Source organism: Dyella sp. 05T440 (genome assembly GCF_056395965.1).
Genome location: NZ_JBFTKN010000006.1, coordinates 110,139 through 132,726, shown reverse-complemented (window position 1 = coordinate 132,726; position 22,588 = coordinate 110,139). Strand labels below are relative to the sequence as shown.

Annotated in this window: 25 protein-coding genes, 1 tRNA gene and 1 other RNA gene; 21 read left to right on the top strand and 6 right to left on the bottom strand. The window is 65.3% G+C overall.

The genetic code is table 11. The features are described 5' to 3' along the window. The 8 genes from AC1DE1_RS09940 (at position 1) to AC1DE1_RS09905 (ending at position 4,524) form a co-directional block, all read left to right on the top strand. Positions 1–504 carry a DinB family protein gene (locus AC1DE1_RS09940; RefSeq protein WP_477175997.1) on the top strand — a complete coding sequence of 168 codons (504 nt, stop codon included), beginning with the start codon at positions 1–3 and terminating at the stop codon, positions 502–504. Positions 505–605: 101 nt separating this feature from the next. Continuing rightward, a tRNA-Ser gene (locus AC1DE1_RS09935) sits at positions 606–698 on the top strand. A gap of 60 nt (positions 699–758) precedes the next feature. After that, an RNA gene (ffs, locus tag AC1DE1_RS09930) (signal recognition particle sRNA small type) lies at positions 759–855 on the top strand. A 135-nt stretch (positions 856–990) separates the two neighbouring features. Next, positions 991–2,679: a DNA polymerase III subunit gamma/tau gene (dnaX, locus tag AC1DE1_RS09925; protein ID WP_477175996.1), complete on the top strand. Its 1,689-nt coding sequence runs from the start codon at positions 991–993 to the stop codon at positions 2,677–2,679. 20 nt (positions 2,680–2,699) lie between these two features. Next, positions 2,700–3,023, top strand: coding sequence for a YbaB/EbfC family nucleoid-associated protein (locus tag AC1DE1_RS09920; RefSeq protein WP_046970131.1), 324 nt, complete (start codon positions 2,700–2,702; stop codon positions 3,021–3,023). Positions 3,024–3,157: 134 nt separating this feature from the next. After that, positions 3,158–3,751, top strand: coding sequence for a recombination mediator RecR (gene recR, locus AC1DE1_RS09915; RefSeq protein WP_441604042.1), 594 nt, complete (start codon positions 3,158–3,160; stop codon positions 3,749–3,751). 3 nt (positions 3,752–3,754) lie between these two features. Continuing rightward, on the top strand, positions 3,755–4,162 hold the full coding sequence (locus AC1DE1_RS09910; RefSeq protein ID WP_477175995.1) for a GNAT family N-acetyltransferase: 408 nt from the start codon (positions 3,755–3,757) through the stop codon (positions 4,160–4,162). A 17-nt stretch (positions 4,163–4,179) separates the two neighbouring features. Beyond that, positions 4,180–4,524 carry a histidine triad nucleotide-binding protein gene (locus AC1DE1_RS09905; protein WP_477175994.1) on the top strand — a complete coding sequence of 115 codons (345 nt, stop codon included), beginning with the start codon at positions 4,180–4,182 and terminating at the stop codon, positions 4,522–4,524. A 61-nt stretch (positions 4,525–4,585) separates the two neighbouring features. On the opposite strand, the gene AC1DE1_RS09900 is transcribed toward AC1DE1_RS09905, so the two are convergent. Genes AC1DE1_RS09900 through AC1DE1_RS09885 form a run of 4 tightly spaced genes read right to left on the bottom strand, consistent with a single transcriptional unit; the run spans position 4,586 to position 9,115 of the window. Further along, positions 4,586–5,203 (bottom strand): Slp family lipoprotein, encoded by a 618-nt coding sequence (locus tag AC1DE1_RS09900; RefSeq protein ID WP_441604045.1) that lies wholly within the window; start codon positions 5,201–5,203, stop codon positions 4,586–4,588. A gap of 47 nt (positions 5,204–5,250) precedes the next feature. Further along, the gene (locus AC1DE1_RS09895; RefSeq protein ID WP_477175993.1) at positions 5,251–7,218 is read right to left on the bottom strand and encodes a transglutaminase TgpA family protein; all 1,968 of its coding nucleotides are present in this window, start codon (positions 7,216–7,218) and stop codon (positions 5,251–5,253) included. Then, positions 7,218–8,174 (bottom strand): DUF58 domain-containing protein, encoded by a 957-nt coding sequence (locus AC1DE1_RS09890; RefSeq protein ID WP_441604047.1) that lies wholly within the window; start codon positions 8,172–8,174, stop codon positions 7,218–7,220. The genes AC1DE1_RS09895 and AC1DE1_RS09890 overlap by 1 nt, the downstream gene beginning before the upstream one ends. Next, the gene (locus AC1DE1_RS09885; RefSeq protein ID WP_441604048.1) at positions 8,174–9,115 is read right to left on the bottom strand and encodes an AAA family ATPase; all 942 of its coding nucleotides are present in this window, start codon (positions 9,113–9,115) and stop codon (positions 8,174–8,176) included. Before AC1DE1_RS09885 ends, AC1DE1_RS09890 begins: the two co-directional genes overlap by 1 nt. Positions 9,116–9,156: 41 nt before the next feature. On the opposite strand from AC1DE1_RS09885, the gene AC1DE1_RS09880 reads away from it, so the two are divergent. Continuing rightward, the gene (locus AC1DE1_RS09880; protein WP_477175992.1) at positions 9,157–10,752 is read left to right on the top strand and encodes an ArnT family glycosyltransferase; all 1,596 of its coding nucleotides are present in this window, start codon (positions 9,157–9,159) and stop codon (positions 10,750–10,752) included. Between the two features lies 1 nt (position 10,753). Here AC1DE1_RS09880 and AC1DE1_RS09875 read toward each other — a convergent pair whose 3' ends face one another. Continuing rightward, complete coding sequence (locus AC1DE1_RS09875; RefSeq protein WP_477175991.1) at positions 10,754–11,338, bottom strand: Maf family protein; 585 nt, start codon at positions 11,336–11,338, stop codon at positions 10,754–10,756. Continuing rightward, a complete protein-coding gene (locus tag AC1DE1_RS09870) occupies positions 11,335–11,790 on the bottom strand; it encodes a hypothetical protein (RefSeq protein ID WP_441604051.1) in 456 nt (151 codons plus the stop codon). Before AC1DE1_RS09870 ends, AC1DE1_RS09875 begins: the two co-directional genes overlap by 4 nt. A gap of 173 nt (positions 11,791–11,963) precedes the next feature. Here AC1DE1_RS09870 and AC1DE1_RS09865 point away from each other — a divergent pair, with 173 nt between their 5' ends. The 12 genes from AC1DE1_RS09865 to holB all read left to right on the top strand — a co-directional run bounded on the left by AC1DE1_RS09865 (position 11,964) and on the right by holB (position 22,525). Then, positions 11,964–12,443, top strand: a complete 480-nt coding sequence (locus AC1DE1_RS09865) for a YceD family protein (RefSeq protein ID WP_477176040.1) — start codon at positions 11,964–11,966, stop codon at positions 12,441–12,443. A gap of 18 nt (positions 12,444–12,461) precedes the next feature. Then, positions 12,462–12,656 (top strand): 50S ribosomal protein L32, encoded by a 195-nt coding sequence (gene rpmF, locus AC1DE1_RS09860; protein ID WP_046970143.1) that lies wholly within the window; start codon positions 12,462–12,464, stop codon positions 12,654–12,656. Between the two features lie 146 nt (positions 12,657–12,802). Beyond that, positions 12,803–13,777, top strand: coding sequence for a beta-ketoacyl-ACP synthase III (locus AC1DE1_RS09855; protein ID WP_441604052.1), 975 nt, complete (start codon positions 12,803–12,805; stop codon positions 13,775–13,777). Between the two features lie 222 nt (positions 13,778–13,999). Continuing rightward, positions 14,000–14,947 (top strand): ACP S-malonyltransferase, encoded by a 948-nt coding sequence (fabD, locus tag AC1DE1_RS09850; protein WP_477175990.1) that lies wholly within the window; start codon positions 14,000–14,002, stop codon positions 14,945–14,947. A gap of 67 nt (positions 14,948–15,014) precedes the next feature. Next, positions 15,015–15,758 carry a 3-oxoacyl-ACP reductase FabG gene (gene fabG, locus AC1DE1_RS09845; RefSeq protein WP_441604054.1) on the top strand — a complete coding sequence of 248 codons (744 nt, stop codon included), beginning with the start codon at positions 15,015–15,017 and terminating at the stop codon, positions 15,756–15,758. Between the two features lie 304 nt (positions 15,759–16,062). Continuing rightward, on the top strand, positions 16,063–16,302 hold the full coding sequence (gene acpP / locus AC1DE1_RS09840) for an acyl carrier protein (protein ID WP_019466215.1): 240 nt from the start codon (positions 16,063–16,065) through the stop codon (positions 16,300–16,302). A 207-nt stretch (positions 16,303–16,509) separates the two neighbouring features. Continuing rightward, complete coding sequence (fabF, locus tag AC1DE1_RS09835; RefSeq protein WP_477175989.1) at positions 16,510–17,748, top strand: beta-ketoacyl-ACP synthase II; 1,239 nt, start codon at positions 16,510–16,512, stop codon at positions 17,746–17,748. A gap of 5 nt (positions 17,749–17,753) precedes the next feature. Beyond that, complete coding sequence (locus AC1DE1_RS09830) at positions 17,754–19,106, top strand: aminodeoxychorismate synthase component I (RefSeq protein WP_477175988.1); 1,353 nt, start codon at positions 17,754–17,756, stop codon at positions 19,104–19,106. After that, positions 19,106–19,930 carry an aminodeoxychorismate lyase gene (pabC, locus tag AC1DE1_RS09825; protein WP_477175987.1) on the top strand — a complete coding sequence of 275 codons (825 nt, stop codon included), beginning with the start codon at positions 19,106–19,108 and terminating at the stop codon, positions 19,928–19,930. Before AC1DE1_RS09830 ends, pabC begins: the two co-directional genes overlap by 1 nt. After that, a complete protein-coding gene (gene mltG, locus AC1DE1_RS09820; RefSeq protein ID WP_477175986.1) occupies positions 19,927–20,964 on the top strand; it encodes an endolytic transglycosylase MltG in 1,038 nt (345 codons plus the stop codon). The genes pabC and mltG overlap by 4 nt, the downstream gene beginning before the upstream one ends. Further along, complete coding sequence (gene tmk / locus AC1DE1_RS09815) at positions 20,955–21,593, top strand: dTMP kinase (protein WP_441604059.1); 639 nt, start codon at positions 20,955–20,957, stop codon at positions 21,591–21,593. Before mltG ends, tmk begins: the two co-directional genes overlap by 10 nt. Then, the gene (gene holB / locus AC1DE1_RS09810) at positions 21,590–22,525 is read left to right on the top strand and encodes a DNA polymerase III subunit delta' (protein WP_477175985.1); all 936 of its coding nucleotides are present in this window, start codon (positions 21,590–21,592) and stop codon (positions 22,523–22,525) included. Before tmk ends, holB begins: the two co-directional genes overlap by 4 nt. Positions 22,526–22,588: the final 63 nt, after the last annotated feature.

Sequence of the window (22,588 nt, the reverse complement as noted above, 5' to 3'; positions counted from 1 at the left end):
ATGTCCACGCCACACCTGCGCAAGCTGCTGCGTTATCGAGCCTGGGCCGACGAGCTGATCTATGACGCCGTGGCCGCACTGCCGGAAGGCGCCTCCACCGCGCCCCGCGCCACCATTTTCGGGAACATGTTGCGCACGCTCAGTCATAGCTGGGTGGTTGACGACATCTTCCAGGCCCACCTGCAGGGGCGTCCGCACGGCTACACCAGTCGCAACACGCCCGAGCCGCTGCCGTTCGACGAGCTGCGGGCGCGCCAGCAGGCCATGAATGCCTGGTATCTGGAGTACGCCAGTTCGCTCACGCCGGCGCAAGCCGCCGAGGTCGTCACTTTTGAGTTCATTGGTGGCGTGCAAGGGCGCATGAGCCGCGAGGACATGGTGCTGCACGTGGTCAATCACGCCACCTATCACCGCGGTTTTGTGGCGGATATGTTCTACCAGGTGCCCGTGAAGCCGCCGGCGACCGACTTGCCCGTTTTCTTCCGGGATGTGTCCCAGGAATGAACCTGGCGGTGGGTCGATATCTTGTATGAACGGCCCGGCCCCGCTATCCTCTCGCTTCTTTGCCGGGGCCCAAGGGTGCTGGCAAGGGGTTTCACCATTGCGGAGAGGTGTCCGAGTGGTTGAAGGAGCACGCCTGGAAAGTGTGTATACGGCTTATCCCCGTATCGCGGGTTCGAATCCCGCCCTCTCCGCCAGTGAGTGAAACCTGGCGCCGGCCTTGAGCCGACGCACAATGTACGTCTCTATGGTGGCCCTGTCGGTCCCCCCGCGACGATAGTTCGTAAATTCCGCCAGGCCCGGAAGGGAGCAACGGTAGCGAATGATTCGGGTGCCGGGGTGTGGCTGGCAGGGCCGCCGCCTTTTCAGGCCCATCGATCTTTCAGTCCCCTTCGATCCCGTCGCGTCATACTGCTGGATGAGCCGGCCGTTACTGACTTGCTGTCCGCGACTTGGCACAATCGACTTTCGCCCAAAGATAGGCACGGTATGTCTTATCAGGTACTCGCTCGCAAGTGGCGCCCCCGCAAGTTCGCCGAACTGGTCGGGCAGGAGCATGTGGTGCGCGCGCTCACCAATGCGCTCGACACCGGTCGCATGCATCACGCCTATCTGTTCACCGGCACCCGCGGCGTGGGCAAGACCACGATTGCACGCATTTTCGCCAAGTCGCTGAACTGTGAGCGCGGCGAATCGGCCGATCCCTGCGGCGAGTGCGCGGTCTGCACGGCAGTGGACCAGGGCCGGTTTGTTGATCTGCTGGAGATCGACGCGGCCAGCAACACCGGCGTTGACGATGTGCGCGAGGTGATCGAGAACGCGCAGTACGCACCGGCGCGCGGCCGCTTCAAGGTTTACCTGGTCGACGAAGTGCACATGCTCTCCAAGCCGGCCTTCAACGCCTTGCTGAAGACGCTGGAAGAGCCGCCGCCGCACGTCAAATTCCTGCTCGCCACCACCGACCCGCAGAAGCTGCCGGTGACGGTGCTGTCGCGCTGCCTGAAGTTCAATCTCAAGCGCCTGCTGCCGGAACAGATCTCAGGCCAGATGCGCCACATCCTTGGCGCGGAAAACATCGCGTACGAAGACGCAGCCATTGTCGAACTCGCGCGCGGCGCGGATGGTTCATTGCGCGACGGTCTCTCGCTGCTCGACCAGGCCATTGCCTACGGCGGTGGCTCGCTGCGCATCGACGACGTGCGCGCCATGCTGGGCAGCGTTGCGCGCGGACAGGTGCTTGGCCTGCTGCAGGCGCTGGCTGCCGGTGATGGCGACACGCTGATGGCCGAGTGCACGCGCATCGCCTCGTTCTCGCCGGATTTCGGCGGCGTGCTGGACGATCTCGCCAGCGTCTTGCATCGCATCCAGCTGGTCCAGCTGGTGCCGGGTTATCGTCCGGAAGAGAACGGCAACGACGACAGCGCGCTGGTCGATCTGGCCCAGCAGCTGGCGCCGGAAGACGTGCAGCTGTACTACCAGATCGCCACCAGCGGTCGCCGCGACCTGGCCTTGGCGCCCGACGCGCGTACCGGTTTTGAAATGTCCCTGCTGCGCATGCTGGCGTTTCGTCCGGCCGATGGCGGTGGCGCACCGGCTGAACGGCCTTCGGCGGGCGTCGCCGCGCGCGTGGCCACGCCGCCGCCGCGTGCCGCCGCACCGGTGGCCAACGAACGCATGCACATGGCCAGCGTCGCCGAGCCGTCGCCCGCGCGCGCTGCGCCGGCGCCGCCCGTGGCTGCACCGGTTGCCGCTGCGCCCGCGCCGCGTGCCCCGGTGGCCGTCGATGCACGCGGATTGCCGCATTGGGAAAGCCTGATCGAACAGGCCAACCTGCGCGGACCGCTGGGGCAGCTTGCCCAGAATGCCGTGCTGCGCGACCGCGAGGGCCACACCCTGGTGCTGGCCTTGCAGCCCATGCATATGCATCTTGCCGTCGAGCCGATGATTGGCCAGATGGAAGATCGCGTCGGCCAGGCGCTGGGCGAACGCATCAAGCTGCGTTTCGTCGAAGAACACGGCGCCGCCGGCCAGACCCCTGCGGCACGCGCCGCCACCGCCCGCGTCGCAGCCCAGTCGGCTGCCGAGCAGGCCATCGAGGAAGATCCCCTGGTGCAGTCGCTCAAGCGCGAATTCGGCGCGCGAGTGGTGCCACAGTCGATCAAGCCGTTTGAACACTGAACGAGATAGCGGAGTTACCCATGAGAGGACAGATCGGTCAGCTGATGCAGCAGGCCCAGCGCATGCAGGAAGAAATGAAGCGTGCGCAGGAAGAGATCGCCAAGCTCGAAGTCACCGGCAGCGCCGGCGGTGGCCTGGTCACCGTGCTGATGACGGGCGTGCACGAGGTGCGCCGCGTACAGATCGACCGCAAGCTGTTTGCCGATGATCCGGAAATGGCCGAAGACCTGGTCGCTGCGGCGATCAACGACGCGGTGAACAAGGTGGCGGATGTCAGCAAGAACAAGCTCGGTGGCGTGACCTCGGGCATGAATCTGCCGCCCGGCTTCAAGATGCCGTTCTAACGCTCTTCTGTGGGAGCGCACTCTGTGCGCGACAGCCTACGGAGCTGGGATGCTGTCGCGAAAGCCGATTACTGGTTTTGCGCATCATCGCCGCGGTCGCGCACAAGGTGCGCTCCCACAATGACTTTGGAATCATGAGCAAGCTACTCACCGATCTCATCGAAGCGCTGCGTTGCCTGCCTGGCGTGGGCGGCAAGAGTGCGCAGCGTATGGCCTTCCATTTGCTGGAGCGCGACCGCGAACGTGGCCAGCGTCTGGCCCAGGTGATGGAACAGGCCATGCGTGAGATCGGCAACTGCTCGCGCTGCCGCAATTTCAGCGAGACGCCGGTGTGCAATCTGTGCTCCAGCAGCAGCCGCGATCGCCAGGTGTTGTGCGTGGTGGAGTCGCCCACCGAGTTGGCCGCCATCGAGCAGGCTACCGGCTATCGCGGGCAGTACTTTGTGCTGTTGGGTCGTTTGTCGCCGCTCGACGGCCTGGGTCCCGAAGAGCTCGGTCTGGATCGCCTGGCCGAACGCCTGGGCGAAGGCGAGATCGAAGAGCTGATCATCGCTACCAATCCCACCGTCGAAGGCGAAGCCACCGCGCACTATCTGGCGCAGCTTGCGCGTGCGGCAAACGTGCGGCCGACGCGACTGGCCCATGGCGTGCCGCTGGGTGGCGAGCTGGAGTACGTCGATCGCGGCACGCTGGCCCACGCTTTCGGCAGTCGCCAGCAGCTGGATTGAGCGATGACGCCCACGCTCAGCCTGGAGATTCCCGGCAACCAGGAATACCGGGCGCTGCGCAGCGCAGCCGGCCTGAGCATGATGTCCGAAGAAGGTGCGGCGATCGGTCTACCGGCCAGCTGGTGCTCGGTGTGCGTGCGCCACGAGGGCGAGCTGATCGGCATGGGGCGCGTCGTGGGCGATGGCGGCCTGTTCCTGTTCGTGGTCGATATCGCGGTAGCGCCGGCGTGGCAGGGCCAAGGCCTGGGGCGACGCATCATGCAGGCGCTGATGGATGAAGTGCATGCGCGCGCTCCGCTGCGCACCATGGTGGCCCTCATCGCTGATGGCACGGCGCACGAGCTTTACGCCAAGTTCGGATTCAAGCTGGTGGCGCCAGGCGCACAGGGTATGCTGTTGCGGCTGTCATAAAAGCTAAGGAACCAGTCATGGGCGACACCATCTTCGGCAAGATCATCCGTCGTGAAATTCCCGCCGATATCGTCTATGAGGACGATGACGTGCTGGCATTCCGCGATCTCAATCCGCAGGCGCCGGTGCATGTGCTGTTCGTGCCCAAGAAGCCGATCGCCACGCTCGATGGCGCCACGGCGGCCGATGCGGAACTGCTGGGAAAACTGCTGCTGGCTGCCGCCGCGTATGCGCGTCGCGAGGGCCTGGCCGATGAGGGCTATCGCACAGTGATCAATTGCAACGAGCATGGCGGCCAGACGGTGTTCCATCTGCACGTGCACCTGCTGGGCGGACGTCGGATGCATTGGCCGCCGGGCTGAACCTGCGCGGTTGCGGGCACAAAAAAACGCCGGCTTGCGCCGGCGTTTTCTCTGGACGCGATCAGTGGTGCGGCGGCGGAGGCGGACGCACGATCACGCGCGTGCGGTAGTAGCCGCCGTAGTAACCACCGTAACCGCCGTAATAACCACCCCAGCCACCCCACGGGCCCCAGCCCGGACCCCAGTAGGGACCCCAGAACGGGTCGTAATAGCCCGGGCCGTAGTTCACGATCACGCGCTTGGGCCACAGGTACACCACGTTGGCTTCGATGCGCGGATAGGCGTAGTTGTACTCGCCGATCTTCTCCGACATCGTGCCCTGGATGACGCCGGTGACGGTGATGTCGCGACCAGCGGTAAACACTTCCGGATCGTAGAAACCGGCTCGGCACGCTACGAAGCGGCCCTGCGTTTGGCCGTCCGTGCTCGCCGATTCCGGGCGGGCCTGGTCATCCAGCGGGCGCTGCAGTACGTAGAAGCAGGTTTCCTGCGGACCGGGTTTGGTCTCGATGATCTGGCCGCCCCAGCGAACCTGGGCGCCAGCGGCGCCATTGCCTTCCTGCTGGGCGGCAACGGAGTTGACCTGGGTGAACGTGCCCTGCAGCGGTTGCGGCACCGTTGCGCAGGCCGCCAGCGTGGCCACGGCGGTCGCGAGAATCAACGGCTTGTACATGGACATGACGCTTCTCCATCGTGTGGTGGATGCGGCGCATCCACGGTTCAATATCATTTGACCACGCGACGCGGTCGAAAGTCCCGCGCAGCCTGTCGAAAGTTTTTAAGCAAGTCAGCTGGCGGTTCGTCGTGCGCGTAACGCAGTTCCAGATACGTCCTCTTCAAGTGTTCCAGCTGGTCGCGTTGGCTGGGGAGGGCCCGCGCGGCGCGGCTGAAGTAGTGCTGCGGTCCTTCGCTGTGGCGACGGGTCACGCCCGCCGCGGCCAGTCGTTTCTCCAACAACCGCATGCTTGTATGTGCTCGATCCGCTTCCGGACGTTGCCACATGGCCCATAGCAAACCGCCTACAGCAAATAGCGAACCGCCGATGGCGAGCAACAAACCCAGCATGCCGACGTTGGTGTCCTGCACACCGAACGGCGTCAGCAGGCCGCGCTGCCGCAGCGTGTCAAAGCCGATAACGCCTTGGTTCCACCACTGGTTGACGATGTCCCAACGGTTGCGCCATGACAGCCACCACTGGTTGGGTGCCCAGTCAGCTGCCGTGGCATTGGCTGCCGCGGACCCCTGGCTCACGCGTTCCGGACGCACGGCAGCGGTGGGATCCATGCGTACCCAGCCACGCTCGGGCAGCCAGACTTCGCTCCATGCGTGGGCATCGGCTTGGCGCACCAGCAGGTAGTTGCCCATGCTGTTCCAGTAGCCGCCCTGGTAACCGGTGACGACCCGGGCGGGAATGCCGGCCGCACGCATCAGCACCACGAAGGACGAGGCATAGTGCTCGCAGAATCCTTCGTGCGTGCCGAACAGGAAATCATCGACCGTGTTGTGTCCCAGCGGGGTGGGCGTCAGCGTGTAACTGAAGCCGCCGTCATGGAACAGCGTCATCGCGGCCTGGACGATCGCGGCATCGTTGCTGCCGTATTGGCTGCGCCATCGTTGCCCCAGTGCCCGCGCCTGCGGATCGAAACCCGGCGGCAGTTGCAGGGCGCGTCGCCGATCGCGTTCGCTGAGCTGCCCCTGCATGCGGTAGCTGGGCGCCGAGCGCAGCGAGTAGACGAGGGGATCGTTGACCGGACGATCGGCACGCATTTCGCGGTCCGCGCTCATGCTTGCCTGGGCCGGCGCTTCCAGCGGCACGTCGAGCGCAGGCAACACGCGTTGACCGGTCGCTTCCAAGGTCACGGTGTACTGGGTGACTGGGCCGTGTTCGACGGTTGCCGGACTGCCGTTGCGCTCGCTGCCGTTCCAGGTGCGACCGTCGTAATTCCACAGCACATACGCACGGAAGTAGCGCTGCTGATTGGGCGGCGGCGTACCGGCGAAGGCCACGCGCATGGCGGGTCGCTCATCCTCGAACAGTGCGGCGAAGTCCCCGGGCGACATGTCAGCACTCAGGCCAGTGCGGCCCTGCGTGCTACCGGGGGCTCCCCATAACGGCGAACTCAGGCGCGGAACGAAGACAAAGGCCAGCAAGGCCAGCGGCAACGATGCGGCCAGCAGTTTGAGCGCGGGCAGCAGTTCGCGCGGAAGACTGCTTGCCGGCCGTGCGGGCTGCAGTGCGCGCAGCGTAGCCAAGGCGGGCAGCAAACCTAGCGCCACCAGCACCGTGGCCACCATGCCTTGATCGAACAGCAGCGCCGTCATCAATGCAAAACAGGAGAACGCCGCACCGACGCGCGCGTCACGAGGTGTCTCCGTTTCGAACAGCTTGAGCACCAGCAGGCCCGCCACCAGCGCCGCACCAGGCTCGCGCCCGAACAAGGTGCTGTATTGGGAGATTACCGCCGCGGTCAGCAGCGCCAGCAGCGACAGTTTCAGATAGGCCGGCGCGCGTCCCGGTCGCTGGCGGCGTTGCCACCAGCGCAGTCCAAGCATCACTGCCAGCGCGAGCGTGAACCACGCCGGCAGGTGAGGAGCATGTACGCCGAGCACCACGGTGACGGTGATGCACAACAGGTCGAACGGGCGTCGCTCCAGCGGCGCCTGGTGTTTGTGCCGGAACAGGGAAAGACGCATCACGGCATCCGGGCCAACGCATTCATGCAGTGGCTGTAGTGGCTGCGGCCATGCCCCAGGCCGATGTCTTCGATGGGCAGCCACAAACTGGTGGGCCGTCCCACCGTCTCCGCTTCGCCCAGCCAGCGGGCCAGGCGTTCGATGCGTGCTTCGGGACTGAGCTGGGCGAGCTGGCGCCAGTCCAGATGCCACTCCTCCTGCGCCTCGGGTTGCTCGAAATCCTTCACCAGCAAGCTGTCGTGGCGTGCGCTGTGCTTCCACGAGATATGCCGCTGGGGATCGCCGGCGCGATAGGCGCGCAAGGCCGCAATATCCTCGCCCTGATGCAGGCGTTGCTGCTTGCTGGCATCACCGGGCAACAGCGGCGGTGGGCCGCCGGTTTCAGGGTGCGGCCACACCAGCACGGACTGCTCGGGATGAATCCAGCTCCAGGCATGGAACAGCCCGAGCGGCCAGTTGCTCCACAGTTTGATGCGCGGCATGGGGCGCCAGCCACGACGCCGGGTATCCAGCTGCAGGGAGACCAGGGTTTCGCCGTGTGCCTCGACGGCAAAGGCTTCGGCCTGGCCGTTCATGTCCGCGTGTACCGAGGTATGCGCGTGGCCGCTGCCGCTGAACACCAGGGTGATCGCCATGGGCTCGCCCGCGATCGCCTGGCCTTGCCGGATGCCGGTGAGCTTCAGTCCATCAAGGCTGCGAAACGCAATCAGCATGCTTGCCGAGGTGGCCGAGCCGAGCAGACAGGTGAGCATCAGTGCGGCGTTGTTGGTGTAGTTCAACGCACCCACCAGCATGATCAGCAGGAGCACCGTAAAGGCAGCGCCAAAGGCGGTCGGCACGATGTAGACGCGCCGCCGATGCAGCACGATCGGCAGGGATTCGGGGCGCTTGTAGCGAGTGAGTGCGGGCAGGCGTCGTTCTGCCCAGGTCTGGACGCGACGAATCGCGGCGAGCATTAATCCACCGCGACGTCGGCAAGCAGGCTGCGCGCGAGGCTGTCGCCGCTCGCGCCCCGGGTGGTGACCAGGCGATGGGCCGCCAGCGGTACGAACAGCGCCTGGATGTCCTCCGGCAATACATGCTGGCGGCCGCTCAGCATGGCCCACGCGCGTGCGGCGCTCAGCAGCGCCAGGCCGGCGCGCGGCGACAGGCCGACGCGAACGTCCGCATGACGCCTGCTGGCGGCCAGCAAGGCCTGCAGGTAATCCAGCAGTGCGGCGCTCGCCGTCACCGATTGCGCTCGCCGCGCCAGTTCGGCCAGTCCGGCCACATCCAGTTGCGGCGTGAGTTGGGCTAGCAGGTCGCGTCGGTCGCTGCCGGTCAGCAGCGCGCGTTCTGCGGCGGCGTCGGGATAGTCCAGCGACACACGCAACATGAAGCGGTCCAGCTGCGAATCCGGCAGTGGGAAGGTGCCGGCCAGATCGAGCGGATTCTGCGTGGCCACCACAAAGAAGGGCTGCGGCAGGATATGCGTCTGGCCGTCCACCGTGACCTGGCCTTCCGCCATCGACTCGAGCAGGGCGCTCTGCGTCTTGGGAGTGGCGCGATTGATTTCATCGGCCAGCAGCAGGCCGGTAAAGATGGGACCGGGATGGAATCGGAACTGCCCTGTCTCGCGCTCGTAGACGCTCACCCCGATAATGTCCGAGGGCAGCAGGTCGCTGGTGAACTGCACGCGCTGGAAATCCAGCTCAAAGCTGGCGGCCAGGGCATGGGCCAGGGTGGTCTTGCCAACGCCGGGCACGTCTTCCAGTAGAAGATGGCCGCCAGCAAGCAGGCAGGTGAAGGCCAGCTTGACCTGGCGCGGCTTGCCAAGCAGCACGCGATTGACCTGGGCCATGCTGGCCTCCAGCCGCGTGCGTAGTGATTCTTCGTGTAGCGGAGTAATGGCGGACATGGGTTTCTGGCAGCGGGGAAGGGTGATGCGGAACAGAGCTCATGCGTGACACCCCCAGTGTAGCCGTGGGTTTCTCGCGCTGGCGAGCGGTGTTCGTGATCGCCTTCGCAGTGCTCTGCGTGCTCAAGATCATGCTTGCTGCAAGCCTGTCACCGTTTGGTGACGAGGCGTTTTACTGGCAAGAGAGTCGCCGCCTGGCCTGGGGCTATAGCGACTTGCCGCCGTTAACGGCCCTGCTGATCCACTTTGGCGAGCACATCGCCGGGCACGGCGTGTTCGGCATGCGCTGGCCTTTCCTGCTGATCGGCAGCCTCCTGCCATGGCTGGTGCGCGCCTTTGCCCGCGAGGCCTTCGACGAACGCACCGGCTGGCAGGCCGGCCTGTTGTGCCTGGTCTTGCCGCTGGCGGGCAGCCTGGGCGTGCTCGCCTTGCCGGACGTGCCGCTGACCGTGGCGATCATGGCAGCTCTGTTGGGCCTGGTGCGGGCGCTGGATCGCGACTATTTGCGCGACTGGCTGCTGCTCGGCCTCTCGCTGGGCGTGTGCTGGCTGACCCATTACCGGGCCGCCATGCCGATGTTGGCCGGCCTGCTGTTTTGCGTGATGACCCCGCGTGGTCGGGCGCAGTGGCGCCGTCCAGGTCTGTGGCTGGCCCTGGCGGTGGCTGCGCTGGGCCTGATCCCACTGGTCATTTCCAATTGGCAGCACCACGCTGCAGGCCTGGCCTTTCAACTGGTCGAACGCAATCCCTGGCAATTTCATGCCGACGCCTTGGTGCAGCCGCTGGAGCAGGCGGTGGCCTGCACGCCGTTGCTATACCTGCTGCTGCTGTGGGCGGCATGGGTGAGCTGGCGGCGTCGTGAGGAGGGGCGGCCGTGGGACCTCATCGCGATCGTGTCCGGCTGCTTCCTCGTCGTCTATTTCGCGCTAGGCCTGTTTGCGGACGACATACGCTTTCGGGCGCACTGGCCTTTGCCCGGCTATCTGCCGCTGTTGGCCGCATTGCCTGTCTTGCTGCGCGAACGGCGGCCGTGGCGCCAGGCCTGGTTGACCGCTGCGTTCGTGCTGGCGGCGGTGGGTCTGCTTGGCGGCCTTGCGTATCTCGGCCTGGCCGCCAGCAACAACGGTGCGCGTGTGTTGGCCGGCTTCAAGGCGTTCCCGGCGCGTTTCGTCGGCTGGCGCGAAAGTGGCGACATGGCGCGCGAACTGCTCGCCTCGCATCCAGGCGTGGTGGTCGCCGACAACTTCATGCTGGCGGCAGAAATCGATTTCCAGTTGGGCGGCAGCGTGCCGGTCTACGTGCTCGACAGTCCACTCAACGTCAAGCACGGGCGCGCACCGCAGCTGGCCTGGTGGGAACTGGACGAAACTGCCTTGGGCCGAAGGCATGGTGGCGAACTCATGTTGCTCGCGGTGGATGAAAAAGCGCTGCGCGTGCATGAGCGGGCGGACTGGTTGCGTGCGCTGTGCGGCCGCATCAACCAGCCAGCACCGCTCACGCGGCTGGATCTGTTCGACGGGCGCCGCCGGATCGCTTTTTATGCAGGAACGGTCCCGTTGTCGCTGCCAGCCATGGCGACGACCAGCGATGCCTGCCCGATTTGGCGAATCGCCGCGGCGAACGACGAACAACCCTGAGTCAGGGCAGGGCGATGCCTGCTTCGCGCAGCATGCGTGCAAGTGCAATCAGCGGCAGGCCAATCAAGGCCGACGGATCCTCGTTGTCGATCCGCTCGAACAGGCTGATGCCCAGTCCTTCGCACTTGAAGCTGCCGGCGCAATCGAGCGGCTGCTCGCGTTCGATGTAGCGATCGATCTCGTCCACAGTCAGGCTGCGAAACATCACCACGGTGTGGTCGACATGCACGCGATCCTCACCCGTGCGGGTGTCGTGCAGGCACAGCGCCGTATGGAAATGCACCTCGCGACCGGAGCTCGCCAGCAGCTGTTCGCGGGCGCGCTGGGCCGTGCCGGGTTTGTCGAGCACGATGCCGCCCAGTTCGGCAACTTGATCGGAACCAATCACCAGCGCATCGTCCAGTCCGGCGGCTGCGGCGCGCGCTTTGGCGATGGCGAGCCGACTGGCGCGATCGCGTGGCGTTTCATCGGGCAGGGCGGTCTCGTCGGTGCCGGGAGCGCGTTGCTCGAAATCGTCGACGATGCGGCGTAGCAGTTCGGCCCGATAACGCGAGGTCGAGCCCAGCACCAGGGTGGGCAGACTCATGCGTCGTGCTCGCGGCGCAGGTGTTCCCGCATGGCGCTGTCCAGATCGTGCTGGGCGCGATCCAGGGCTGCCAGCAGCGGCTGCAGGCGATCGCGGGTATCATTCATGGATGCGACGGCTCTATCGAGTTCCTCCTGCGAGGCTTTCGGTGCGGCGTCGCGGATCCAGATGCGTTGTTGCAGCAGGGAGCGCAGGCCCGCGTCGATCGCGTGGCGCGCCTCCTGTTCGCTGCTGGCGGGCAGATCCGGATTGAGCGACATGACGGCGTGGGCCTGTTGCAGGCCGGCTCGGCAGGTCTTGAGATCCGCTTCCACCTTGTCGGCCAGCTCCAGCAGCTGAAGCAGGCTCAGCGTCCGGCGATCGGCACGACGCCGATAGGCCAGGATGGCCCCGACCAGGGCAGCGGCAAGGATCAGCAGCGCAGCGATGCCGAGCGTCAGGTAGGGGTTCACGGGCGGCCAGCTCGCAGGAGAGGTGGTCAAAGTCTGCCGTACCGGGGCCGTTCAGGCAAAATTGGCCAAGTCAGCGCTCGCGGACCCGCCAGCCCGTTGACTTCAATGGGTTGTAATCCTATGATTTCGGGTCTATGTCCGTGACACTGCCAGAGTCCGTGGACGCTTGGCGCATGGTCTCGGCGCGGCGTTCGTTCCAGGGGGAGTTCCCCATAGTCGCCATGAAGCGATTGGGCGAGGCCTTGGCCGGTACGGAAGGGACGGCGCACTACGAGCTGGATTTTGGCCGGGACGAGTTTGGTACGGCGTACCTCGACGTGCGTGTCCAGGTTCCTGTCACGCTGACCTGCCAGCGCAGCCTGGAGCCGTTTGTACTGCCCATGGCGGTTGATAGCCGGCTGGGATTGATCCGCTCCGAGCGCGATGAAGCGGCCTTGCCGCCCAACGTCGAGCCGCTGCTGATCGCCGACGACAGCAAGCTCAACCTGCTGGAAGTCATCGAAGACGAATTGTTGTTGGCGCTGCCGCTGGTCCCGGTCAATCCGGACAGCACATTGCCTGAAGACGTAGTAGGCCCCACGCCGGAGGAAGTCTCCAGCGAAGGGCGTTCCGATAACCCGTTCGCGGTTTTGCGCGAACTCAAGAAAAACTGATTTAGCTGGAGATTCGCCATGGCCGTTGCCAAGAGCCGCAAGACCCCGTCCACCCGCGGCATGCGTCGTTCGCACGATGCGCTGAAGACCGTGCAGCTGTCGACCGATCCGACCAGCGGCGAGGTGCATCTGCGCCACCACGTCACCAAGGACGGCTACTACCGCGGCAAGAAGGTCATCCAGACCGCCGGCGCGGTGGTCGAAGAGGATTAATCGTTTCCCGCAAGGGATACGGTTCCGCATGGCGGCGCGATTTCGCGCCGCTTTGCGTTTATGCGATCACCCACGTAACGTTGGCGGTTTGGAAGCTGGCTTGAGCTGTTGAGGCTGCTTTTCCCAACCCGTCGCATGGAAAGTTAATGGCCCAGATTTACGCCCGCATCACCGGCACCGGCAGCGCACTGCCTGAGCGAGTGGTGACCAACGCCGATCTCGAGAAGATCGTCGAGACCAGTGACGAATGGATTGTCAGCCGCACCGGCATTCAGCGCCGCCACATCGCCGCCGAAGGCCAGACCACCGGCGACCTGGCCACCGAAGCCGCGGAGCGCGCCCTCGAAGCTGCCGGCGTCAAGGCGTCAGAGATTGATCTGATCGTGCTCGGCACGACCACGCCGGACATCATTTTTCCGTCCACCGCCTGCCTCGTGCAGCATCGCCTGGGCGCCAACGGTTGCGCCGCGTTCGACGTCAATGCGGCCTGTTCGGGCTTCGTCTACGCGCTGGGCATTGCCGACAAGTTCATCCGCAGCGGCCAGTCCAAGAAAGTGCTGGTGATCGGCGCGGAAACGCTGACCCGCATGGTCGACTGGACTGAGCGCGAAACCTGCGTGCTGTTCGGCGACGGCGCCGGCGCGGTGGTGCTGGAAGCCTCGGAAGAGCCGGGCATCTACGCCACGCTGCTGCATGCCGACGGCGGCTTCAAGCATCTGCTGTACAACCCGGTGGGCGTCTCGGTCGGCTTCAAGGACGAGCCCAACCACGGCGTGCGCATCAACATGGCGGGCCGCGAAGTGTTCAAGGTCGCCGTGAAGACGCTGGACTCGCTGGTCGACGAAACGTTGCAGGCCGCTGGCATGGACGAATCGCAGATCGACTGGCTGATTCCGCACCAGGCCAACCTGCGCATCATCGAGGCCACGGCCAAGCGCCTGAAGATGCCGATGGAGCAGGTGATCGTCACCGTGCAGGAGCATGCGAATACCTCGTCCGGCTCGGTGCCGCTGGCGCTCGATTACGCCGTGCGTTCGGGCAAGGTCAAGCGTGGTCAGAACCTGCTGCTGGAAGCGTTTGGTGGCGGGTTTACGTGGGCTTCGGCGCTGTTGCGCTACTGATTGTCCAGTTGCACGAGATACAAGGCCGCCTCCGGGCGGCCTTTGTCTTTCCTGTGGGAGCGCACCCTGTGCGCGACTGGCCTCAGGGCTGACCGAGGGGCGTTGTGGTCGCGCACAAGGTGCCCTCCTACAGGTGTCGCGTGTCGAAATGACTGAATACAGCTGCGTATGGCGCTGATTACTGGCACCATTCCGTTTTTCGATTTCAGAAAACCCCTATCCATGACCGATACCGCCGCCACGCTAGCTTTCGTTTTCCCTGGCCAGGGTTCGCAATCCGTGGGCATGCTGGCCGAGCTGGCCGCTGCGCATGCGGAAGTGAAGGCCACGTTCGACGAGGCATCGCAGGGCGCGGGCATCGACCTGTGGGCGCTCAGCCAGCAGGGTCCGGAAGAGGACCTCAACCGCACCGAGAACACGCAGCCGGCACTGCTCGCCGCCAGCGTGGCGGTGTGGCGCGTGTGGCAGAAGCTGGGTGGCGCGACGCCTGCGCAGATGTCCGGCCACAGCCTGGGCGAGTACAGCGCTCTGGTATGTGCCGGCGCGTTGTCGCTGCATGACGCTGCTGCACTGGTCGCCGAGCGCGGTCGCCTGATGCAGGCCGCCGTGCCGCCGGGCGTGGGCGCGATGGCGGCCATCCTTGGTGGCGACGATGCGCAGATTGCGGCGGTGTGCGAAGAAGTCGCGCAGGGCCAGGTCGTGTCGCCGGCCAACTTCAATTCGCCCGGCCAGCTCGTCATCGCGGGCAATGCCGAAGCGGTGGATCGCGCGTTGGCCAAGCTGGCGGAGCAGGGCGTGAAGAAAGCCATCAAGCTGGCCGTGTCGGTACCTTCGCATTGCGCACTGATGCGCGACGCGGCCGATCGCCTGGGCGAGCGCATGGCGTCCATCAACTGGGCATTGCCGTCTGTGCCGGTCGTGCAGAACGCCGAAGCGCGCAGCTACGACAACCTGGACGATATTCGCGGCGCGCTGCAGCGCCAGCTGTATCTGCCGGTGCGCTGGACGCAATGCGTGCAGGCGCTGGTCGCAGGCGGTGCGACGCGCATGGCCGAAGCTGGTCCGGGCAAAGTGCTGGCAGGCCTGATCAAGCGCATCGACAAGAGCGTGGAAGCGCGCGCCATCGGTACGCCGGCCGAGCTGGAAGCCGCCCGTACCGAGTGGGCCTGATTCCCGGCACTTTCCCGATTCATGCGGCTGGACGGATTGCCGTTTAGCCATCCAAAGGAAATAACAGATGAGCAAGACACTGCAAGGTGAAATCGTCCTCGTCACGGGCGCCAGCCGCGGCATCGGTGCGGCGATTGCCGACGAACTGGCGGCGCAGGGCGCCACGGTCATCGGCACCGCCACCAGCGACAGCGGTGCGGCGGCGATCGGCGAGCGTCTTGCCGCGCACGGCGGCCATGGCCGCATGCTCAATGTGACCGATGGCGCGTCCATCGATGCGCTCATCGACAGCATCGCCAAGGAATTCGGCCCGGTCTCGATCCTGGTCAACAATGCCGGCATCACGCGCGATCAGCTGCTGATGCGCATGCGCGATGAAGACTGGCAGGCCATTCTCGATACCAATCTTACCTCGGTGTATCGCGCCTCCAAGGCGGTGATGCGCGGCATGATGAAGGCACGCAAGGGCCGCATCATCTCGATCGCTTCGGTGGTCGGCGTCACCGGCAATCCGGGCCAGTCCAACTATGCGGCGGCCAAGGCCGGCATCATTGCGTTCTCCAAGTCGCTGGCGCGCGAGATCGGTTCGCGCGGCATCACCGTGAACGTGGTGGCGCCGGGCTTCATCGATACCGATATGACGCGTGCGCTGCCTGAAGACGCCCGTACGGCGCTGCTGGGTCAGATTGCGCTCGGGCACCTGGGTCAGGCGACCGATATCGCGAAGGCCGTGGGCTTTCTGGCGTCCCCGTCGGCGGCTTACATCACCGGCGAGACGCTGCATGTGAACGGCGGCATGTACATGCCGTAAGCCCTCAAGAAAGGGCGGCAAGCCCTTCTGTTGGCCCCCAATTGTTTGAAACGGCCGAATTGCCCTCCATCTATGGGGACGGGCAGTCCGGTGCGCCGGCGCGGGCCGGCTTAACACGGAGTTGTCGCAAGCTACATCGTTTTAGGCGACAATTGCTTCTTTCGCGCCGGCCCCGTGGCCTGCGTATCACCATTGCTGGCGGATCATGGCGGCCTTGCGGCTTAACCACTACAATCCGCCGGCCATATGTCGGGCTTATGTCCGGCGTTGATCAGGTAACTACTCCTTGGGAGGTATTGGCAACATGAGCACCATCGAAGAGCGCGTCAAGAAAATCGTCATCGAGCAGCTGGGCGTGAAGGAAGAGGAAGTCACGGCGAACGCTTCGTTCGTGGACGATCTGGGCGCTGATTCGCTGGACACCGTCGAGCTGGTCATGGCCCTCGAGGAAGAGTTCGAGACCGAGATTCCGGACGAAGAGGCCGAGAAGATCACCACGGTGCAGCAGGCTGTTGACTACATCAAGGCCCACACCAAGGAGTGATCGCTCTGCTGCGACGACGCCATGCGTCTGTCCACTAGCGATACCGGAAGCTGCGCCACATTGGCGCAGTTTTCGTTTCTGCATTTTGCAACGTCCGATCCCGTATGGTGCGCACGGCGCACTGCACGGCCCGGATGACGTGGCCACGAATGACGCAGATTGCCTGCCGCCATCGATAGAGCCACGGATACACAAGGGAAGATCAGCATGAGCAAACGACGTGTGGTTGTAACCGGGCTGGGCATCATTTCCCCGGTCGGCAACGAAGTCGCGACCGCCTGGGACAACATCCTCAAGGGCGTCAGCGGCATCGGTGAGGTTACCCATTTCGACGCCACCGCCTATGCCACGCGCATCGCCGGTCAGGTACGTGATTTCGATCCGGCGCAGTGGATCGCCCAGAAAGAAATCAAGAAGATGGATCCGTTCATCCACTACGGCATCGCCGCGGGCACGCAAGCCCTGCGCGATTCCGGCCTGGAAGTGACGGAAGCGAACGCACCGCGCATCGGCGTGGCCGTGGCTGCCGGTATCGGCGGCCTGCATACCATCGAACATACGTCGATCGAGCTGCACGACAAGGGGCCGCGTCGCGTGTCGCCGTTCTTCGTGCCCTCGTCGATCATCAACATGGTGTCCGGTCACCTGTCGATCATGTACGGCCTGAAGGGCCCGAACATCGCCTGCGTCACGGCCTGCACCACGGGTACGCACAACATCGGCCTGGCCGCGCGCATGATCCAGTACGGCGATGCCGACGTGATGATCGCCGGCGGCGCCGAGTTCGCCACCACCGGCACGGCGATGGCGGGCTTCTGCTCGGCCAAGGCCATGTCCACGCGCAACGATGAGCCGACCAAGGCTAGTCGTCCGTGGGACAAGGACCGCGATGGTTTCGTGCTGTCCGACGGCGCCGGCGTGCTGGTGCTGGAAGAATACGAACACGCCAAGGCACGCGGCGCGAAGATCTATGCGGAGCTGGTCGGCTTCGGCATGAGCGGCGATGCTTTCCACATCACTGCCCCGAGCGAAGGTGGCGAAGGTGCGGCGCGCAGCATGGACACCGCACTCAAGGATGGTCATCTGAACCCGACTGACGTGCAGTACGTCAACGCGCACGGCACGTCTACGCCGCTGGGCGACCTGGGTGAAGTGCTGGCCGCCAAGCGCGTGTTCGGCGATCACGCCTACAAGCTGGCGATGAGCTCGACCAAGTCGGCCACCGGTCACCTGCTGGGTGCGGCTGGCGGTGTCGAAGCGATCTTCACCATCCTCGCCCTGCGCGAACAGGTGCTGCCGCCGACCATCAACCTGGACGAGCCGGGCGAAGGCTGCGATCTTGATTTCGTGCCGCACACCGCGCGCGAAGCGAAGTTCGACGTAGCCATCTCCAACTCGTTCGGCTTCGGCGGCACCAACGGTACGCTGGCATTCCGTCGCATTTGAGCGAAGTGACCGCGCTACATCGCAAGACCCTGCACGGCCGGCGCGATCTACTCGCGCCGGCCGCTGCATTTCCGGAGCGCTATCCCGGCCTGCTGCAGAGCGTGACGCACGGTACGCCGCAGTCGCGCTACGACATTTTGTTCGCGTTTCCACAGGAAGCGCTGACCCTGCGTGCCGATGGGCAGCTTATCGACGGTAGCGGCGAGTCGCTGCAAGGCGGTTTTCTCGACGCGCTGGATGACGCATGGCGTGCGGCGCGGTTGTCGCGGGATGGCGCCAGCGACTTGCCGTTCCACGGTGGCTGGCTGCTGTTGCTCGCCTATGAACTGGTCGGCGAGATCGAAACGCGCCTCCAGCTTCGCTCGTCGACGGTGTTGCCGACCGCGGTTGCCTTGCGTTGTCCGGCGGCGGTGATCGTGGACCATGCGCGCGGCTGCACGGTGCTGGTGGCGGAGCAGGGGCATCAAGCCTTGCTCGATGCGATGGAGGCCGATCTCTCCGCGCCGATGGAGCTTCCTGCGTTGCCTGCACCCGATGCCTGCAGCGAGGACGAGCCGGCGCTGTTTCTCGATGGCGTGGCGCGCATCCACGAACATCTGCATGCCGGCGACATCTTCCAGGTAAATCTCTCGCGGGCTTGGCACGCGCATTACGCGAATCCTGTGACGCCTGCGCAATTGTATTTGTCGCTGCGCCAAGCCAATCCGGCGCCGTTCGCGGGCTTGTTCCAGCAGCCCGAATGGGCAGTGGTGAGTTCATCACCTGAGCGCCTGGTCGAAGTACGCGATGGCCTGGCGCAGACGCGTCCGATCGCCGGCACGCGGCCGCGCACACCGGGTGATGACGACACCGCGCGCATCCTTGAGCTCAGCACGCATCCCAAGGAACGCGCCGAGCACGTCATGCTGATCGATCTCGAACGCAATGACCTGGGCCGCGTCTGCGTGCCGGGCACGGTCGAGGTCAACGAGCTGATGGTGGTGGAGAGTTACGCGCATGTGCACCACATCGTGTCGAACGTGCGTGGTCGCCTGCGCGATGAGGTGACGCCGGGCGAAGTGATTGCAGCTACGTTCCCGGGCGGCACCATCACCGGTTGCCCCAAGGTGCGCTGCATGGAAATCATCGCTGCGCTGGAAGATGCGCCGCGTGGCGCCTATACCGGCGCGCTCGGTTATCTGGACCGCAACGGCGATCTCGATCTCAATATCCTCATACGCACGTTCACGCTGGCCGGTTCCGACGTCACGCTGCGCGCGGGCGCAGGCATCGTGGCCGATTCAGTGGCGGATAAGGAGCTGGACGAGACGCGTGCCAAAGCGCGCGGCCTGCTGCGTGCGCTGGGAGTGCAGGGCTGATGGCAGACCGCGTGTTCGTCAACGGATCGCCGTCGATCACCGTCTCCGCGTTTGATCGCGGCTTGTCCTACGGAGACGGCTTGTTCGAAACCATTCGTTTCGTCAGTGGCGTGGCCCCGCTGTGGTCGCGGCATATGGACCGGTTGCGCGAGAGCTGCATCCGCTTGCGCTTGCCTGCGCCCGATGCGCCGCAGCTGGCACGCGAAGCGGCGGTGGTGATCGAGGGCATGCACGATGCTGTCGTTCGCATCACGCTCACTCGCGGCGTTGGAGAGCGCGGTTATGCACCGCCTCAGGCTGCTGCGCCCACCCGTGTCGTGGCCGGCTTCGAGGCGCCGTCCATGGCGGGTGATGTGTATCGCTCAGGCCTGCGCGTGCGTTGGTGCGACACGCGTCTGGCCGCGCAGCCGCTGCTGGCGGGCATGAAGCACCTCAACCGGCTGGAGCAGGTGCTGGCGCGCGCCGAATGGTCCGACCCCGCGCTGGGCGAGGGCCTGCTTTGCGATGCCGAGGGACAGCTCATCTCGGGCACCATGACTAATCTGTTCGCCGTGCTCGATGGCGTCCTGATCACACCGGCGCTGGATCGCTGCGGCGTGGCGGGGGTGGCTCGCGCCGAGATTCTCGCCAGCCGGCCAGGCGTGCGCATCCAGGGCATGCGCCCGGCGGAGCTCGCCCGTGCCAGCGAGGTCTTCCTCAGTTCCAGCGTACGCGGCATCCTGCCTGTTCAGGCCGTGGGCGATACCGTGTATGTTGCCGGGCCGGTCACCCGCGCTTTGCAGCAGCATTGGCGCGGCTTGGGTTTCCCGATGGAGCAGGCATGAGTGGACACAAGATGCAGGGGCGGGCGCTTTGGCGCAGCCTGATCGTGCTGGTGTTGCTGGCGGTAGCCGGCGGCGTCGCCTATGGATGGATGGACTATCAGCGCTTCGTCGGCACGCCGTTGGCGGTGTCGCCGCAGACGCCCAGCGTCGATGTGGCCAAGGGCAGCAGCCTGCGTGATGTGGTTGGCCAGTTGCGCGAGCAGCACGTGACGAATTCGCGCACGCTGTATTGGCGTGTGCTGGCCGAGCAGTTGCGTGTGGCCGGTCGCCTGCATGCGGGCGAATATGCGTTGAGCGCGGGCATGACGCCGCGCGAGCTGTTGCTCAATATGGCTGCGGGCAAGGTCCTGCAGCGCAATTTCACCATCGTCGATGGCTGGAACTTCCGCGACCTGCGCCAAGCCTTGGCCAAGGCGGACCGGCTCAAGCAGGAAGGCGCCGGTCTTGACGACGCCGCGCTGATGGCCAGGATCGGGGTGCCTGGCGAAATGCCCGAGGGACGTTTTCTTCCCGAGACCTACGCCTATGTGAAGGGCGACAGCGACTTGGACATCCTGCGCCGCGCGCATGCCGCGATGGCCAAGATGCTGGACACGCTGTGGGCCCAACGCGACAAGAATGTGCCGCTGGCCACGCCGTATGACGCGCTGATCCTGGCGTCCATCGTGGAAAAGGAAACCGGCCGCGCCGATGAGCGTGCGCGCATCGCCGGCGTGTTCGTGCGTCGGCTGCAGGAGCACATGCTGCTGCAGACCGACCCCACCGTGATCTATGGCATGGGCGAGTCCTACACCGGCAACATCCACAAGTCGGACCTGACCACCGACACGCCGTACAACACCTATACCCGCGCCGGCCTGCCGCCGACGCCGATCGCCATGGCTGGCAAGCCCGCCATCGAGGCGGCGCTGCATCCGGCAGCCGGGTCGGAGCTTTACTTTGTCGCGCGTGGCGACGGCACGCACGTGTTCTCCAGTACGCTGGACGAACACAATCACAACGTGGCCTGTTTTCAGCTGAAGCGATGCCAATGACACGAGGCAAGTTGATCACGCTCGAAGGTGGCGAGGGGGCCGGCAAGAGCACACTGCTCGCCGGCCTGCAGCAGCACTTGCGCGCGCAGGGCGTGGATCTGGTGCAGACGCGCGAACCCGGCGGCACGCCGCTGGGCGAGGCGGTGCGCGCCATCGTGCTCGATCCGGCGCATCGCGGCATGGGCGCCGAATCCGAATTGCTGCTGATGTTCGCCTCGCGGGCGCAGCTCGTGCGCGAATGCATCGAGCCTGCGCTGGCGGCGGGGCAGTGGGTGTTGTGCGATCGTTTCACCGATGCGAGCTACGCCTATCAAGGCGGTGGTCGCGGGGTGCCGAATGAGCGCATCGCCACGCTGGAGCAGTGGGCTACACATGGTTTGACGCCTGACCTGACCCTGTTGCTCGATCTTCCCGTGGCGACCGGGCGTGCGCGCGCTGCCGGCCGCGGCGAAGCGGATCGCATCGAAGTGGAAGGCGATACATTTTTTGAGCGCGTGCGTGCGGCTTATCGTGCGCGTGCCGCCGCGGAGCCGGCGCGCTTCCGCATCATCGACGCCACGCTGACGCCGCCGGAAGTGCTGGCGGCCGCCATCGATGCCACCCGTCACCTGTTTGGGACTCCGGCATGAATCTGATGCCATGGCATGGCGAGCATTGGGAACGCCTGCAGGCTAGGCGTGAGCGCAACGCGATGCCGCACGCGCTCTTGCTGTGCGGGCCCGAAGGCCTGGGCAAGCGCGACTTCATGCGTCGCTTCGCCGAAGGCCTGCTGTGCCAGCACCCGCAACACGGCGAGCCGTGCGGCCGGTGCCGCAGCTGCCTGTTGTTTGCAGCGGGCACGCACCCGGATTTCGCCACGTTGAGTTTTGGCCTGCGCAAAGATGGCGTGCAGCGCAGCGAGATCGTGGTCGACCAGGTTCGCGAGCTGTCCGCCCGTCTTGCCATGTCGAGCCAGTTCGGTGGATGGCAGATCGTGTGCATCGATCCGGCCGATGCCATGAATACCGCGGCAGCCAACGCCTTGCTCAAGACGCTGGAAGAACCTTCGGCGCAGACCTTGCTGTTGCTGGTAGCCGATGCGCCGTGGCGATTGCCGCAAACCATCCGCAGTCGTTGCCAGCGCATTGAATTTCACTTGCCGCCGCGCGAGCAGGCGCTGGACTGGCTGCAGCAGCAGGGCGTCAAGGACGCCGCCGCTGCGCTCGATGCGGCGGGCGGCAATCCTGGTCTGGCGCGTGTCTGGGCGGAACAAGGCGCGCTCGCGCGCAGGCAAGAGGTTCGCAAGGATCTTGGTGCACTGGCGGCCGGACGTGGCGAGGCCATGGAAGTGGCGCGTCGCTGGCTGGACAACGAGCCGCAACAGCGTCTGTGGTTTGCGGCACAGGCTGCCGCCGAAGAGCTGAAAATGCGTGCCACCGCCGGGCAGGGGCCGCTGGCCAGCCAGCTGGACGCTGAAGGCCTCGACCAGTGGTATATGGCGGCCAATCGCACGCGCGAATCACTGCGTGGCCCCCTGCGTGGCGATCTGCTCTTGCTGGAATTGCTCGCCCGCTGGCATTGAGCCGATCTTGACAACCTGATGACCGGCGCCGCGTTTTCCCCAGGGAAAGGCCGCTGACAGGCC